Origin of the sequence: Novosphingobium sp., from assembly GCF_039595395.1 — a bacterium.
In the GTDB taxonomy this organism is placed as follows: domain Bacteria; phylum Pseudomonadota; class Alphaproteobacteria; order Sphingomonadales; family Sphingomonadaceae; genus Novosphingobium.
In genome coordinates, this window is the sequence record NZ_JBCNLP010000006.1 from 1954946 (window position 1) to 1970941 (window position 15996).

The window sequence follows — 15996 nt, forward strand, 5'->3', positions numbered from 1 at the left end:
GTCGTCAATTCTGCTCGCGCAGCCTGGTCACCTCCTTGGCCGTTACCTTCGAGGGCACCGCACCGAAGCGCGCGGTGACATAGTTGGCCACAGCCGCGATCTCGGTATCGGTGTAGGCGCTGGCGAAACCGGGCATGACAGGGTGGCCGCTGGTGGCCTTGCCCGATCCGTTGAGGACCATCTGCGCGACATTGGTCGCACTGGGATCATTGACCGCCCGCCCGCCGGTCAATTGCGCCTGCCCAACCAGCGCACCAGCCCCAGTCCAGGCATGACAACTGGTGCAGGCACCCTCAAAGATGCGCTTGCCGACGGGGTTATCGCTCGGCCCTGCGCTGGCCAGTTTCGGCGCCGGACCTGTAGGTTCCGGCGACGCGGAGGAGCGGATGGCAGGCACGGTGCGCAGATAGGTGACGATGGCGGCAATGTCCCCTCGAGTCAGCTTTGTAAGGCTCAACTCAACCGCCTCGCGCATCGGCCCTGACGCTGTGCCGCGCCCTGCCGCATGCCCCTTGGTGAGATAGTCGGTGACCTCCTGCGTGCTCCACGCGCCGATCCCGCTCAGGCGGTCGCTGGTGATGTTGTAGGCGTTCCACCCCTCGGCCTGGCCGCCCGCCATCTTTTGCCGCGTGTCCGGCGCCTGCATCAGGTTGCGCGGGCTGTGGCACTCGGCGCAATGGCCCGCCGCCTCGACCAGATAGGCGCCCCGGTTCCAAACCGGGCTTTGCGCAGGCCGGGGCCTGAAACGCTCATCCTTGTTGAACAGCGTTGACCAGATCGCCATCAGCCAGCGCTGGTTGAACGGAAAGCCGAAGGTGTTGGGTGGCGTGGCCTGATGCACCGGCGCCAGCGAGAAGAGATAGGCCTTGATCGCCAGCACATCCGCGTCGGTCAGCATGGTGTAGGAAGCATAGGGAAAGGCCGGATAGAGATGCTCGCCGCCCTTGCCGATGCCCTTGTGGACCGCGCGCAGGAACTCCGCGTCGCTCCAGTTGCCAATGCCGGTCTCGCGGTCAGGGGTAAGGTTGGGCGTGTAGATCGTGCCGAAGGGCAGCTTGAAGGGGCGACCGCCGGCAAAGGGAACACCGCCCTTCGCAGTGTGGCAGGCCGCGCAATCGGCCGCCGCCGTCAGATAGGCGCCGCGCGACAAGGCATCGCCTTGCGGCAGATCGGCGGGCGTCCCTGTTGGCGATGGCCCCGTGTAAGCGGCCAGATCGACGGCGGTGCCCCCGGCAAAATCGGTGACGCCCGGCTGAAGCACCAGCCAGGCGACATAGCCAGCCACGATCAGTCCGAGGACGACAATGGCCCCGAAAGTCCAGCGCAGCACTCTCATGCCGCACCCTTGGCGAGTTTGCTGCGGTCGATGGGCATGCGCGTGAGTTGCGTGCCGGTGGCAGCGAAGATCGCATTGGCAATCGCCGGTTGCACGACGACCGTGCCCGGCTCGCCAATGCCGCCGGGCGGCTCGGAGCTGGGCACGATATGCGCCGCGATGACCGGCATCTCGTCGATGCGCAGCAGGCGGTAGTCGTTGAAATTGCTCTGCTGCACGCGGCCTTTGTCGATCGTCACCTTGCTGTGCAGGATGGTGGTGATGCCAAAGACCACGCCGCCCTCAATCTGCGCCAGCAGCGTGTCAGGGTTGACCACCGTGCCGACATCCGCCGCCACGACCACACGGGTGACGCGCACATCGCCATCGTCGCCCACGACGACCTCGGCAACGCAGCCGAGGAAGCTGCCAAAGGAGGCCAGCAGCGCAAAGCCCCGCCCCACGCGCCCGCCCGCCGATGCCGCCAGCGGCGTCGACCAGCCCGCCTTGTCCGCCGCCAGATCGAGCGCGCCCAAGGCACGCTTGTTCTTCTGCAGCATCGCGCGGCGGAAGGCCACCGGGTCGGCGCTGCTCTGCCGGGCGATCAGGTCGAGGAAACATTCCGCCGAAAAGACGTTGCTGTTGGGCCCCACGCCCCGCCAGAAGGCCACCGGGATCTGGGTTTCATGGCGCACGAATTCGACCAGCGTATTGGGGAAGTCGTAAGGCTGCTTGATCGCGCCATCGACCCCATCGGAATCAATCCCGTCCTTGAAGGCAGGCGGCAACCAGCGCGCCAGGATCGAGGGGCCCGTCACGCGGTGATGCCACGCCGTGACCTTGCCATCCTCCACCCGCGCCTTCATCCGGTCGTGGTAGAGCGGGCGATAAAGTTCCTGCTGGATGTCCTCCTCGCGGGTCCACACCACCTTGACGGGGCCTTCGACCTGCTGGGCGATCCGCACCGCTTTCACCACACCGTCAACCTCCAGCCGGCGCCCGAAGCCGCCGCCGATCAGATGGTTGTTGATCGTCACCTTGTCGGGCGCGATGCTCAAGGCCTTGGCCGCGCCGCCCTGCGCCAGCCCTGGCGCCTGCGTGCCGACCCAGACCTCGCATAGCCCGTCATGGACATGGGCAGTGCAGTTCATCGGCTCCATCGGCGCATGGGCCAGAAAGGGCAATTCATAGGTCGCCTCATAGAGCGTACCCGTGCTCAGGGCCTGAGCCGCATCACCGACCTTTTCCGCCACGACGCCCGAACCCAGCGATCCCTTCTCAAGCTCAGCCCATAATTGATCCTGACCGACCCCGGCATTGGCGCCCTCGTCCCAGTCGAGCTTCAAGGCGTCCAGCCCCTGCTTTGCCGCCCACATATGGTCGGCAACCACCGCGACCAGATCATCCAGCACGACGATCTGCCGCACGCCCGGCACCACCTTGGCCTGCGTGTCATCGACATGCTTCAATTTGCCTCCAAACACCGGGCTGGCCGCCAACGTCGCGAATCGCAGGCCCGGCATGGTCACGTCGATGCCGAATTTGGCCGATCCATCGACCTTGCCCGGACTGTCCAGACGGCGCGCGGGCTTGCCCAGCAGGCGGAACCGGGAGGGATCCTTCAACGGGACATCGGTGGGAGGCGCGAGATGCGCGGCATGGCCGGCCAGCTTGCCATAGCTGATCGACCGGCCGCTGGCATCGTGATGCACCATGCCGCTTTGCGTGCGCAGCGTGTCAGGTGCCACGCCCCAACCGGCTGCCGCCGCCTGCACTAGCATCGCCCGCGCCGTGGCCCCTGCCTTGCGCAGCGGCAGGAACCATGCCGCCGTAGTGGTCGAGCCGCCCGTCGCCTGAATGACCAGCGCCGGGCTGCCATAAAGCTTCTGATCCGGCGGGGCATGTTCGGTCATGACGTGATCGAGATCGACGTCGAGTTCCTCTGCCAACATCATCGAGGTCGAGGTGTAAGCCCCCTGCCCCATCTCGACCGCGGGCATCACAAAGGTGACGCGATCCTCGGGCGAGATGCGGATGAAGGCGTTGAAGGCGGGCCCTTCGGCGGATGTTCCACCAGCATCCGCCGCAGCCCGGCTCACCAGATTGATGCCGATCAGCAGGCCACCGCCCACCACCGCGCCCGCGCGCAGTACCGATCGACGACTGAGGTCGCCGATCACCGGCTTATCCGCGCGCAGCATGTTTGATCCCCTCGCGAATGCGCACATAGGTACCGCAGCGGCACAGATTGCCCGCCATGGCCGCGTCAATATCGGCATCCTGCGGCGCGGGATTGGCAGCCAGCAGAGCCGAAGCCGACATGATCTGCCCCGCCTGGCAATAGCCGCACTGCATCACCTCAAGGTCGAGCCAGGCTTTCTGGATCTTCGCGCCTGCTGGCGTCTTGCCCACCCCCTCGATGGTGGTGATCCGGCGCGTCCCGATGGCGCCCAGCGGAAGCTGGCAGGAGCGCACCGCCTCCCCATCCAGATGCACGGTACAGGCCCCGCATTGCGCAATGCCACAGCCGAATTTGGTGCCCGTCATCCCGAGAAGATCGCGCAGCACCCACAGCAGCGGCACATCCGCCTCTGCGGTCACGTCATGCGCCTCGCCATTGATCGTCAGTGTCGGCATGGATGTCCCCGTCACGCCCGGGACGACGGCGATGCGCCTCTGCGTCAACCAGGTTGGAAGATGTTAACATCAGATTCCCCTGATCGCCAACGATCTTAAGGTATAAAGCTTCCACATAAGGTTGTTGAGTCATTTCAGTTGCTCACCAACATGGATGGAGATTTATCTGTGGTCTCCGTGGATGGCGATGCGGGCCTCGGAATGCCAGCCTGGGCGCCATGGAGCCTCCTTCCCCTTCCCTGGCGAGGCCCTTGATTGATCCCTTCGCTCGGACGATGGGCTATCTGCGGCTCAGCGTCATCGATCGTTGCCACCTCCGAATGACAGGACACTGATCATTCGCTTTTCACGCTGACCAGCAGTGATTGATACGGCTTCAGACGAAAGGCGTGCCCACGTCTCAGCAAACCACCATGCGTTGAAAGCAAGCTGTGAAGCACTCGCCAGCGGCCAGGCCACCCGGAAACGACAACATCGGTGGATCTATCTGAACAATTAAGCAGCACGATCGCGCCACGGCCATCGGTCAGCCGCCGGCCAAACGTCACGACAGCCTTGTCGCTGGCCGCGAGTTGTACGAATTCACCATCGCGGAACACGGGATTGTGCCTGCGCAGCCCGAGCAAATCGCGATACCATTCCAGGATAGAACCTTTCTGGTAAACCTCACTGACAACGTCATAGCCGGTCTGATTAGGATCGCTGTCGAGCCAAGGACGCACGTCCGAAAATCCGCCGTAGGATCTGCCCGACCATTGCATGGGCGTGCGGGCAACATCGCGTCTGTCGGCCACCGGGCGCCGGGGCCCCAGAGGCGATGCGGCAAGTGTCTGTGGGGACGCATCATGCATGCCGATTTCTTCGCCATAGTAGAGCAGCGCCACGCCCTTTTGCGCCAACGTCATCGTCGCGGTCAGCTTGGCGATCAGATCATTGTGCAACCCGTCGCCGAACTGGCTCCATTGCCGGTTATGATCGTGGCTGGAAAAGAACATGACGGGCGGACGGCCGTTCAACCGGGTCTGCGCATCGTCGATCTGGTGTTGCATCACCAACGGATCGAGCTTGCGCAGATCACCATAGAGGAAATTCATCGGCAAGGTGATCTCATCGCCCCGCGCACCATATTCGGCGGCCAGTTGCTCGATCGTCGCGGTCGCGCTTTCACCAAGCAGGATAGCCCCGCCAGATCGGCTGTCGACAACCTTGCGCATGGCCCGCAGGATCGCATGGGTTTCCGGGTGATCCGAATTGTAGCCCTTCAGGCCCACTGGCTGACCATGGTCGATATCCGGATCATCCGCAAAATCGGCGTTTTCAACCAGATAGGGCGTGGCATCCAGCCGGAATCCAGCCACCCCGCGATCCAGCCAGAACTTCATGACCTGAAACATCGCCTGCTGCACGGCGGGGTTGCGCCAGTTGAGATCAGGCTGTTCGGGCAGAAAGATGTGATAATACCATTGCCCGGAAGTCACGTCTTTCGTCCAGGCCGGGCCGCCGAAGATCGAACGCCAGTTGTTGGGCGGCCCGCCATCGGGAGTGCCATCGCGCCAGATGTACCAGTCACGTTTCGCCGAATGGCGCGAGCCGATGCTTTCCTTAAACCATGGGTGCTGGTCGGAACTGTGATTGACCACAAAATCGACGAGCACGCGAATGCGGCGGCGGCGCGCTTCCTTCACCAGGCGAGCAAAATCGGCCATCGAGCCATATTCCGGCGCGATGCTGACGTAATCCTTGACATCGTACCCGAAATCCTTGTTGGGCGAAGGATAGAACGGCGTAATCCAGATCGCATCGACGCCCAATCGCTGAAGATAATCGAGACGGCGGGTGATGCCGTTAAGATCGCCGATGCCATCCCCGTTCGAATCCTGAAAGCTGCGAATATAGATTTCATAGATCGCCGCATGCTCCCACCATGGCCGGACATCGGCGCGGGCCGAAGCCGCCACACCCGATCGTGGCGAGATCAGCAGACAGGCAAGCATTGCGCAAGTGAGCAGCGAACGGATGGTCATGGCGTTCCTGTGGTCCCACAAAAGGGTTTGATCTGGCGGGCAAAAAACCCCCGGCCCTGAACGAACAGGAGCCGGGGTTCATGGCCAGGCGGGTCGCGGGGGAGGTGCTACCAGCGCGCCGATGAAGTCTGGGTTCTGACAATCTGATCCATCAGGAGATCAAAATGAATAGGTCATGCTCACCTTGAACCGACGGCCAAAGATCGGCCGCCCCTGGAATTGCGGTTCGGCCACGCCCTGCACAATACCCGAGCGCGGATTGCCCTCGGTCAGCCCCACCGTGTTGAACAGATTGCTGATCTGTCCCATGGCGTGCAGACGCTTTGTGATGGCCCAGTCGGCCCCAAGGCTGACTTCGGTATAAGCAGGCAGGGCTATGGTGTTAGCGACATCGGCATAGCGCTTGCCGGTGTGACGGATATCGCTGAACACATCCAGCGCGCCGCCTATCAGATGGACTGTCGGGCGAACAGAGGCCATGAGCGAAGGCTGGCGCACGATCTGTTTGCCCGAGTAGCTGAAAGGCTGACCCGTCGTCGGGTCGGTTCCAGCAAAGCCCTGATATTTGATACTTTGCAGCGTACCACCGAAGGCCAGATCGAACCAGGCCGTGGGCCGCGCCACGAATTCGGCTTCCAATCCATAGGATCGTGCGGATGCCTTGGCGGTGATCACCTGGTTGCCGGCAATTTCGTTGAAGGACACATTGGGGAAGTCATTGAAGAAGCCCGTCACAAAGGCCGAGATCGGTCGGGAGGCATATTTCACCCCGCCTTCCACCATCTGAATCCGGGTTTCCACAGCATTGCAGCAGTTGAACCATTGCGCGAATTCCGGCGTAATACGGAAACTGTTGGAATAGCGGAGGAAGGTGGCGAGGCGCGGATTGAATTCATAGTTCAACCCGCCGCTGAACGCCCATTGAGTGGTGGAAAAACGATAAGGCGTATAGGCGCCGGAAAACACCGTCACATTGTTGTCGGCAACAATGGTGGCCGACCCGGGCAGATTGGCCGTGGTGGTGCCCGCAATGAGGCCCGTCTTCTTCTCATGCTGCATCCGCACGCCACCATCAAAGGTCAGTCGGCCGTCGATCTTCCAGGTGTCGGTCAGATAGATCGAGTTCTGGGTGACATCGTCATGAAAATCATTGAGGTTCGCGTGCGGATTGACCACGCCATTGGCCGTGAGATGCGAGGTAACATTGCCGGCAGTATCGAGTCCCACCACATCGAGCAGCCGCGGCTGATTGGTCGCCTCGGTCAGGATGTTGTTCCAATTCCACTGCTGGCGCTGCGTATAATGGCTGAAATAATAGCCCAGCGTGATTTTGTGCGCCCCTGCCTTGAAGGTACCGGACAGGTCGTTGATGAAATTGTCCACATTGACCAGCGTGTGGTAAATGCTCTCGTTCTCAATGAGGCCGTTGGCGATATCCGCAGCGCCAAGGTTGGTGTTCGAGCCGATTGCTCGATAGGCAGCCGATACGGTGCTGGGCGCCAGCGACTTGAGCGATGCAAGTGAACTGGTCAGAAAAGCGGCAGAGGGAGCATCCGTATTCGAGAACAGTCCATTGAAATCGACATACCCATGGGTGTAACGGGCCTTCTCATTGACGGTGAAGCGGGCTCCGAAATCCTTGCGGGCCAACAAGGTAAAGGTGTCCGTGTTGGTATGAACCCCGTCCTGCAGACTGACAGTCTGGTTGCCCGTGCCATAGCCGTTGGGCACCGATACTGTAGCAAAGGCCGGGGAATAGAGAGTACCCGCCCCCGCGCTCAGCCCCGGCAGACCCGATGATGTACTGGCCAGCGGCATGGCGGTGTAGAACACCGCATGGTCATCCAGTTTGCGGTAGCCTGCGTAGACTTCACCATCGTCAAACTTGAAGGTCAGGCCCGCACGAAATTGCCCACCCTTGTTCGCGGCATAACCAACATTGCGGTCACCGTTATCGACGCGATAGAAACCACCAATGTCAAAGAGAATCCGGTCGGTAAGTGGGCCTGTCAGGCTGACATCGGTACGCAGGTGATTGTTGCTGCCACCTTCGACCTTGACCAGGCCCTCCAGATTTTCCGTGCCGTGCTTGGTCAGGATGTTCACGACGCCACCTGGCGAGTTGGAGGCTGTGATCGAAGCCGAGCCACCGCGTACGATCTGCGCGCTCTTGACCATGCTGTCGATACGGAAGAACTCATCCGCATTCGTGAAAGCACCTGCCCCCTCCTCGAACACAGGCAATCCGTCTTCCAGCACAGAGATATAGCGGTAATTGTCATTAGGCAGGCCGCGCGAATAGACATTGTTGCCGACATCCCCGCCCGAACTTTCGACATAAATGCCGGGAACGTCATTGATCAATTCGGCGATGCCGCGCGGACTCTTTCGTGTCAGTTCGGCCCCGTTCAGCGTGGTAATCGCATAGGATGTTTCAAATTTGGTGCGCGCGACTGTCGCACCGGTGACAACGATGGTGTTGAGATCAAGAGGCGAGCTTGCCTCATTTGCTGCAGGTTGCGAAACTCTACCGTCCGTCTGAGCAGCTTGTCCAGCGCCTCCCGGAGCGACACCTTGGGCCATCGCTACGGAAGAAAGGCAGTTTGCCGCCACCGCCGCCGTGCACAACAAGGTGATACGAAACGCTCTCATGATCATCATCCCCACATAAGGCCAGGTCGTTTTTGCTCCGCGCACTTGCTGGCGCGGGCTGGCCCGCCTCATGTCGCACGCAATGCAAAATCGTGCAATATATTTTGGCAATCGATTGCATTTTTCATGGAGCTAAGTCAATTGTTCTAGATTATTTTACTTTATTTCAGACAGATGCTCGAACATCGATCTTCGCAGCTCAATGATTTTGCACAAACTGCAAGCACAAACATCCCCGCAATTGCACAAATCAGGCGCCACATGATTCGCGTATAATGATCTCGGTCGGCAAAAGTTCGGCACTCACCCGGTGGCCATCAATCATCCGCAAAAGCTTGGAAACCAGCAGGTTTCCAGCCTTAATCACGTCCTGGCGCACGGTTGTCAGTCGTGGGCTGGCATAGGAGGCGACATCGAGATCATCGTAACCGATCACCGATACATCCTCAGGCACTCGTGCCCCTCGACGCACCAACGCCTGTATGGCGCTGAGCGCGACCATGTCGGAAGCCGCGACGATGCCGTCGAAACTGATCTGGCATTCCAGAAGATTGTCGATGGCATCCGCGCCGTCGAAGCGCTGTGACGGTGGGGTCTGCACAATGTCGGCATCAAACGGGATCCCCGAGGCCTGAAGTGCCGCCTTATAACCTTCCAGCCGTAGCGCAATCTGAGAAAAGCCCGTTCGGGCCGAGGCGATTGCCGGCATCGCGCCGACAAAGGCAATCCGACGACGACCCAACCTGGCCAGATGCTGGGTCGCGCGATAACCGCCCTGAAAATTGTCGCTGCCTACAGAGCAATAGGTCTGCCCCTCAATGCCCGCCCCCCAGACGATCAACGGCTTGCCGGCGGCGCCAAACCGATTGAGCGTATCGTGAAACTGCGACTGGCCAAGAAAGATTGTCCCGGCATAGGGCGAAGCACCAAGAAAATCGGCGAGGCTCTGCTCATCATAAGGCGTCTGCCAATTGATCGAAAAATCTCGTCGACGCTCGCGCAGCGCTGCACCGATCCCCCCTATCAGCGCCAGTTCGAATGGATTGGCCAATTGCCTGCCATGCGCCAGAGATACCGGCAACACGACATTGATCTGATCACACACCTGCATCGGCAGCCGCCGAGCTCGGCGCTGGGGCACCTCATAACCGCAGCGCGCCGCAACGGCCAACACCACCTCCCGCGTGTCCTCGCTAATGGCGGTGTTGCCAGCAAGCGCACGGGAAATGGTCGATATCGAAAAGCCGGTCTCCCGGGCGATATCCTGAAGGGTATGGGCTGATTTGGCTGGCGGCTTCATCAGACAGCCCTATCATCGCGGGCAAGGTTCTTGCAATTGCACGAACTCACTTTACGGCCATCACGTCTGTCGACCAGCTCTTCTCGCTCCATAGAACGAGACAAGCCAGCGCCCCCATCGCCAACCCCGCTCCAGCCAGTAGCATCAACAGTTCGGCCCGGCCATGGAGCAGATGATCTATCAGGCTGCCCGCAAGGAGACCGGCCAGCAATTGCGGCAGGACGATAAAGACATTCATGATGCCGATGCTGATTCCAGCCGATTCAGCACGTAAAATACCGCTCGCCTTCACGAAAGGAATGCTGATGATGGAGGCATAGGCCACGCCGATCAGGGCAGAACAGCCCAACAGCAAGCCAGCGGAATGGCTGTACGCGATGCCCGCGAAGGCCACCGCCCCTACCATCAAAGCCAGCGCATGAGCACGCGCCAACCCCAGCCCCCTTATGATACGAGGGAGGAAGAGAGCAAAAAGCGCAGCGACACCATTATAAATGCCAAACATCAGCCCCACCCAGTCGGCACCGCGCGTATAGGCAGGTTCAAAAGGATTACGGGCCCCAAAGGCCTGTGCGGACACGACAGGCGTCGCATAGACCCACAAGACGTACATCGCAGTCCAGCTGAAAAACTGCACGATGGCGATCGGGCGAAAACCCTTCAAGATCCTGCCAATCGAACGCGGCCTCCAAGCATTGGGGGTTGATGGCACAGGATGTACTTGCCGTGATGCGAGGGCGGCACGTTTGGGCTCTCGTACCTTTGCGACCGTCCAGCCGACTGCCAGTGCCACACACATGCCTGCTACCAAGAAGCTAAGGCGAATGGTGGAGGAAGTGACACCAGGCATGGCCATCCCCGAAAGACCGGTTCTCCCTATCAAGCTGGGTGAACAAGCTCCCAGAAATGCGCCCAGGCCAATGAACAGCGTTTGCATGGAGTAGGCTTGAGCATAGTGCTCGACCGCGAGACAGTCACCGACGAGGGCTCTGTATGGCGCATGTAAGGCATTCATCGCCGTTTCCAGTATCCAGATCGTCAACACCGCCCAACCAACGGTCGATGACCTTGGCAGCACCCACAAGGCAACCACGACCACTCCTGCTGAAACGACTATGAAAGGCCGACGGCGACCATAGGACGACCAGCTATGGTCGCTGATCCAGCCGATGATCGGCTGGATCAGCAAACCGGTGACGGGGCCTGCCAGCCAAAGCAGGGCTAATTGGTCGTTAGCTGCTCCAAGTTGCTGAAAAATCCGACTTAGATTTGCGCTTTCCAGCCCAAAAGCGATTTGTAACCCCAGATACCCCACACTCAGATGGAGTGAGATATCTTTTGTTTCCATTCTTGCATTCTGCCTTGTATCGCCGACCATCCCCCCTCGCCTTCCTAACCAGGCCTTCTCAATTTTCGGCAACCCGGTGTATGCCAAGAATGACTTTACGAAAAGACTGGCCGGATCGCCCGCCGTTTTTAACTTCGCGAACGAAATAATTGAGACCGAGGCCAATCAGGGCGATCAGGATGAACCATGGGTGATCATGCCTGGTCTTTGAAGGCTGGCCCGGTACCATGGCAACCGCGACAGGCAAGCCTCCCGCATGCGGGTCTCTTGGATACTCCGTCATTCAGCCAGCTTCGGTCCGAACATGTTGAAACACCCTAAATTGGTTGTCGCAGCAGGTCAGGCGCTGCCTTTGCCTGGGCATGCGCGGGCAGCAATACGGCGCAGCGCGGAAACAATGGGCATCATCGGGTTCGCACTTCGCCGCTAAGACTGGCGAGCGCACCCTCCGCATAAAGTGCTGGAACCGCCCCATTCAGACCGTAATAACGAAAGCTCAGGGCCCGAAAATGATTGATGTAGGCCTCTCTTTTTGGCTGCTTGGCCGTCGGGGCGCTATGACGCGCCGCCTCCGCTTGATCGTTCCTGATCAGTCCGCAGGACGGCATGGGTGGGCACGCTGTGCCACTGTCGCAGGTTGAAGAGGTCATAGGGGGTTAGAGGTTCTCGACGAGTAGGACAAATCGATCGCGCAACCATCTCTGAACCGGATGTGTCGTCGTTCGGTCATGCCAGATCATGGCAAGTTCAAAGCCCGGCACGCCGATGGGAGGATCGAGAACCTGAAGCTTCTCCTTCTCCTCGCTGACGATGCGCGCCGGCACGACTGCGATCATGTCAGAATTCGCAACGATCCTGGGAACCACAAGGAAGCCCGGAGTGGAGAGCGCAACATGTCGTGATCGTCCCATGGCTTCGAGAACAGTATCGGTCGGCCCGGCGAAGCCTCCCCCATCGGGAGATACGATGACATGATCGAGGCTGCAGAACTGGTCGAGGTCGATCCCGCCCTTGACATGAGGGTGCCCGGATCGCGCGATGAGAATATATTCCTCATGGCAAAGCCTGCGCATCCGCAACTGCTCTGGCGCCGTTTGCGGGCGGTTTATGGCAAGATCCACCGCTCCGCGCTCCATCTGGCTATGAAGGGCCATGAGGTCTAGGCTGTGCCAAGCGATACGAAGACCCGGCGCTTCCTGCCGTAAGGTACGGACCAGGGGCAGAAGCAAGGCGCTCTGCGTATAATCGCTGGCCGCAATACGAATCGTGCCCTTCGCCCGGGATGGATCAAATGCAGAGTCTATCGCCACGACCTGGCGGACGGCTTCGAGCGCCTCGTGTAGACGCGGCTGTAGTTCCAGAGCCTTCTGTGTCGGCACCATGCCGCGTTGCGCCGGGATTAGCAGCGGATCGTCGAAGATGTCGCGCAACCGTGCCAAGCGCGTCGACAGTGCGGGCTGGCTCATATTCAATCGTCGAGCGGCATGGGTGACGTTTCTCTCGGCCAGTAGCGTGTCGAGCGTGACGAGCAGATTGAAGTCGAGTTGGCTGGTATCCATAGTGTAGATACCAGCACATAGATGCTTTGATTTCAAGAATGGCGATGTGGTCTCTAACTTTGACGGGAACGGCCGAAAGCCGCCTCTTCCGTTTCTTATTCAGGATCACCGCATGAGCAACGTTCTTATCGTCCACGCCCATCCCGAGGCCCAGTCGCTGACCAGTTCTTTGAAGAACCTCGCGGTCGAAACGCTCACCGCGCAGGGCCATCAGGTTCAGGTTTCTGACCTCTATGCCATGCGCTGGAAGGCCGTCGCCGATGCCGCCGACTTTCCGCAGCGTAAGAACGCCGATCGGCTCCGCTATGCATCAGAATCCGGCAACGCCTTTGCCACGGGTACCCAGCCCGCCGATATCGTGGCCGAGCAGCAGAAGCTGCTGTGGGCCGACGCGGTCATCCTCACCTTCCCCCTGTGGTGGTTCAGCGCGCCGGCGATCCTGAAGGGCTGGGTCGAGCGCGTCTATGCGCATGGCTTCGCCTACGGCGTTGGCCCGCATGGTGGTGAACGCTGGGGTGATCGGTATGGTGAAGGAACGCTCGCCGGTCGCAGGGCGATGATTGTCGTCAGCATCGGCGGCCGCGAGCCGCACTACAGCGAGCGCGGCGTCAATGGCCGCCTCGACGAGATCCTGTGGCCCATCCAGCATGGGCAGCTCTTCTATCCGGGCATGGAGGTTATGCCGCCCTTCCCCGTCTTCCAGAGCGACCGGATGTCGGAAGAGCGCTGGGTCGAAGTCGCGGCCGCCTTCAAGGTCCGGATGGAAAATCTCTTCACCGACACGCCAATCCCGTATCGCAAGCAGAATGGCGGCCATTACGATGGACAGCAGGTGCTCAAGCCTGGCCTTGGCGAAGGAGAGACGGGCCTGCGCATCCACCTTGCACAGCCGGGTGACCCCATCGAGCATCTCAGCACGGCCCAAACGGATACTACCGCACTAGCCGGCTATGTTGGAGCTTGACGCTCATCATGCGCGCTTTTCGCTCGAACGGTAAGGCGGGCTTCGAAGCCCTTGCGATGGTCGACTTGCCCGATCCGAGGACGCCGGCCCCGGGAGAAATCCGGGTCCGCCTGCCTGCGACCTCGCTCAATTATCACGATCTGGGTGTGGTGACGGGGCCGCTTCCAGCCGCCCCAGGGCGCATCCCCATGGCCGACGGAGCCGGCGTCGTCGAGGCGGTCGGACCAGATGTAGAGGCTTTCTCGGTCGGCGACCGTGTCGTGCCGACTTTCTTTCCGACGTGGCTTGATGGCGAGCCGCAGGTCACCGATTTCGCAACGACGCCGGGCGACGGTATCGATGGTTACGCGCGCGAAGTGGTCGTGGCACAAGCACACGCCTTTACACTTGCGCCGAAGGGCTACACCCACGCCGAAGCCACGACGTTGACTACGGCAGGGCTAACGGTCTGGCGCGCTCTCGTCGTCGATGGTGGCTTGAAGGCCGGTGCAACTGTGCTGGTTCTGGGCACGGGCGATGTGTCGATCTTCGCGCTTCAGTTCGCCAAAGCAATAGGGGCGTCGGTGATCGTGACCTCGTCATCCGACGACAAGCTGGACTGCGCCCTCGCCCTCAGGGCCGATCATGCCGTCAATTATCGCAAGACGCCCGAATGGGGTAAGCATGTCCGCGACATCACCGGCGGACGCGGCGTCGACCATGTCGTCGAGGTCGGCGGCCCCGGCACGCTGGCCCAGTCGATCCAGGCAGGACGAGCGGAGGCCATCTCGCACTGATCGGCGTCCTCACTGGACGCGACGGCGATGTACCCACGGGCCTGCTGATGGCGCGCCAACAGCGACTTCAGGGGACACCCTGCAACCCTTCGTAAACGCGATGGTGGCCTCAAGTGCGTCGGCTGCAGCGTAGACGCGGAAACATTGTTCGAGAATCTTCATGTTCACCTCCTCTCGGGTGCGATTTTCAGCAAGTTCAGACGAAAGAGGCTTTCCGCTGTCGCGATGATCGCCTCCTCGCGTGAGCGGGGATGCCAACCGAGCAGGCGCCTGGCTTTGTCGCCGCTGGCGTTCATATCGGCACCAAGCTGCCAGACGATGCCCCGCATTGCCGGATTGAACAGGGCCACAACGCGAATAAACCAGTTCGGCAATACGCGCGCGCGCACCTTGTCTGCGGTAGGACCCATGCGAGTCTTCAGCAATCCTGCGATCTCTGCCAGCCACAGGCTTTTGCCTGTGGTCGCGAGGAAACGTTCGCCCCGTGCGGCAGGATCCGTCATCGCGCGGATATGGAGGTCGGCGACATCGCGCACGTCAACCACGCAGGTGTTGATCTTCGGGCAACCCGGTTGCCCGTCGAGCATGTTCTTGATCAGGCGGATCGAATGCGAATAGTCAGCGCCAAGAGCCGGGCCAAGAACAGTCACCGGATTGACAGTGGCAAACTCGAGGCCATCCCCTTCCCGCTCGATAAAATCCCACGCGGCGCGCTCGGCCAGCGTCTTCGATTTCTGGTACGGCGCGATATTGCCCGACAGGTCGCTCCAATCGGTCTCGTCAAAGGGGCGGGTGCGAGGCTCCGCTCGTCCGCCTGCCATTGCCCCGAAGGCCGAAGTGAGCACCACGCGCTTGACGCCCGCATCACGCGCCGCCCGCAGTACGCGCAGGTTTCCCTCGACCGCGGGCCTCACCCAATCTTCCTCACTCACTTGATCGCCCGATGGCGTGGGCGAAGCGCCATGGATCACATAGGTGCAAGCGGCCGCCGCCTCCGACCAGCCCGCATCGGACATGAGATCAGCCTCGACGAAGGAAAGGCGGCCTGCCGGCTCGGCGCCACCGGTTCTCAGATTATCCAGCACCTCTTCTCGGCGCGCCAGCGTGCGCAGCGTTGTCGTCACCCGGTAGCCATGCTCGAGCAGCGCCAGGATGCAATATTGCGCGATGAAACCACTGCCGCCGGTCACCAGCACTTGTTCGTCGGTCATCTTGTTTCCTTCTTGCTTGCGATGCTCAACAGTCGATCCTGGCGGGGTCGCGATTGCCCGCAACCTTGCCCGTCATCAGTGCCTCATCGATTGTCTGCATCTCGTGAGCGATCAGATCGATCTCAACGTCATGGAAAGCCTTTCGCTTTCGCGACGCGCTCACATACGGAGGACGAGCGATACGCAGAATACTTGATCGTCCGAGATACT

At 60.7% G+C, this 15996-nt stretch carries 12 protein-coding genes; 2 read left to right on the forward strand and 10 right to left on the reverse strand.

Annotated elements, in window-relative coordinates:
* Window positions 1-4: 4 nt before the first annotated feature.
* From ABDW49_RS28100 to ABDW49_RS28140, 9 genes are all read right to left on the reverse strand, one after another.
* A complete protein-coding gene (locus ABDW49_RS28100) occupies window positions 5-1336 on the reverse strand; it encodes a cytochrome c (protein WP_343617221.1) in 1332 nt (443 codons plus the stop codon).
* Window positions 1333-3516, reverse strand: coding sequence for a molybdopterin cofactor-binding domain-containing protein (locus ABDW49_RS28105; protein ID WP_343617223.1), 2184 nt, complete (start codon window positions 3514-3516; stop codon window positions 1333-1335). Before ABDW49_RS28105 ends, ABDW49_RS28100 begins: the two co-directional genes overlap by 4 nt.
* Window positions 3500-3952: a (2Fe-2S)-binding protein gene (locus ABDW49_RS28110; RefSeq protein WP_343617224.1), complete on the reverse strand. Its 453-nt coding sequence runs from the start codon at window positions 3950-3952 to the stop codon at window positions 3500-3502. The genes ABDW49_RS28105 and ABDW49_RS28110 overlap by 17 nt, the downstream gene beginning before the upstream one ends.
* Before the next feature lie 335 nt (window positions 3953-4287).
* Window positions 4288-5976, reverse strand: a complete 1689-nt coding sequence (locus ABDW49_RS28115) for an alpha-glucosidase (protein ID WP_343617226.1) — start codon at window positions 5974-5976, stop codon at window positions 4288-4290.
* 159 nt (window positions 5977-6135) lie between these two features.
* Window positions 6136-8700 carry a TonB-dependent receptor gene (locus ABDW49_RS28120; protein ID WP_343617228.1) on the reverse strand — a complete coding sequence of 855 codons (2565 nt, stop codon included), beginning with the start codon at window positions 8698-8700 and terminating at the stop codon, window positions 6136-6138.
* A gap of 178 nt (window positions 8701-8878) precedes the next feature.
* Window positions 8879-9928, reverse strand: coding sequence for a substrate-binding domain-containing protein (locus tag ABDW49_RS28125; protein WP_343617231.1), 1050 nt, complete (start codon window positions 9926-9928; stop codon window positions 8879-8881).
* Between the two features lie 46 nt (window positions 9929-9974).
* The gene (locus ABDW49_RS28130; protein WP_343617233.1) at window positions 9975-11306 is read right to left on the reverse strand and encodes an MFS transporter; all 1332 of its coding nucleotides are present in this window, start codon (window positions 11304-11306) and stop codon (window positions 9975-9977) included.
* A gap of 28 nt (window positions 11307-11334) precedes the next feature.
* On the reverse strand, window positions 11335-11559 hold the full coding sequence (locus ABDW49_RS28135; RefSeq protein WP_343617235.1) for a hypothetical protein: 225 nt from the start codon (window positions 11557-11559) through the stop codon (window positions 11335-11337).
* Between the two features lie 373 nt (window positions 11560-11932).
* Complete coding sequence (locus ABDW49_RS28140) at window positions 11933-12835, reverse strand: LysR family transcriptional regulator (RefSeq protein WP_343617237.1); 903 nt, start codon at window positions 12833-12835, stop codon at window positions 11933-11935.
* A 112-nt stretch (window positions 12836-12947) separates the two neighbouring features.
* On the opposite strand from ABDW49_RS28140, the gene ABDW49_RS28145 reads away from it, so the two are divergent.
* A complete protein-coding gene (locus ABDW49_RS28145) occupies window positions 12948-13799 on the forward strand; it encodes an NAD(P)H-dependent oxidoreductase (protein WP_343617239.1) in 852 nt (283 codons plus the stop codon).
* Entirely contained in the window at window positions 13796-14575 is a 780-nt protein-coding gene (locus tag ABDW49_RS28150) for an NAD(P)-dependent alcohol dehydrogenase (protein WP_343617241.1), read from the forward strand. Before ABDW49_RS28145 ends, ABDW49_RS28150 begins: the two co-directional genes overlap by 4 nt.
* 164 nt (window positions 14576-14739) lie before the next feature.
* On the opposite strand, the gene ABDW49_RS28155 is transcribed toward ABDW49_RS28150, so the two are convergent.
* Window positions 14740-15786 (reverse strand): aldehyde reductase, encoded by a 1047-nt coding sequence (locus ABDW49_RS28155; protein WP_343617244.1) that lies wholly within the window; start codon window positions 15784-15786, stop codon window positions 14740-14742.
* Window positions 15787-15996: the final 210 nt, after the last annotated feature.

Bases quoted from the DNA above. Each gene is read 5' to 3' on its own strand.
- ABDW49_RS28135 (WP_343617235.1), bottom strand. From the start codon at position 11,559: ATGACGGAGTATCCAAGAGACCCGCATGCGGGAGGCTTGCCTGTCGCG.
- ABDW49_RS28140 (WP_343617237.1), bottom strand. From the start codon at position 12,835: ATGGATACCAGCCAACTCGACTTCAATCTGCTCGTCACGCTCGACACG.
- ABDW49_RS28130 (WP_343617233.1), bottom strand. From the start codon at position 11,306: ATGGTCGGCGATACAAGGCAGAATGCAAGAATGGAAACAAAAGATATC.
- ABDW49_RS28120 (WP_343617228.1), bottom strand. From the start codon at position 8,700: ATGAGGCGGGCCAGCCCGCGCCAGCAAGTGCGCGGAGCAAAAACGACC.
- ABDW49_RS28100 (WP_343617221.1), bottom strand. From the start codon at position 1,336: ATGAGAGTGCTGCGCTGGACTTTCGGGGCCATTGTCGTCCTCGGACTG.
- ABDW49_RS28115 (WP_343617226.1), bottom strand. From the start codon at position 5,976: ATGACCATCCGTTCGCTGCTCACTTGCGCAATGCTTGCCTGTCTGCTG.
- ABDW49_RS28110 (WP_343617224.1), bottom strand. From the start codon at position 3,952: ATGCCGACACTGACGATCAATGGCGAGGCGCATGACGTGACCGCAGAG.
- ABDW49_RS28155 (WP_343617244.1), bottom strand. From the start codon at position 15,786: ATGACCGACGAACAAGTGCTGGTGACCGGCGGCAGTGGTTTCATCGCG.
- ABDW49_RS28125 (WP_343617231.1), bottom strand. From the start codon at position 9,928: ATGAAGCCGCCAGCCAAATCAGCCCATACCCTTCAGGATATCGCCCGG.
- ABDW49_RS28105 (WP_343617223.1), bottom strand. From the start codon at position 3,516: ATGCTGCGCGCGGATAAGCCGGTGATCGGCGACCTCAGTCGTCGATCG.
- ABDW49_RS28145 (WP_343617239.1), top strand. From the start codon at position 12,948: ATGAGCAACGTTCTTATCGTCCACGCCCATCCCGAGGCCCAGTCGCTG.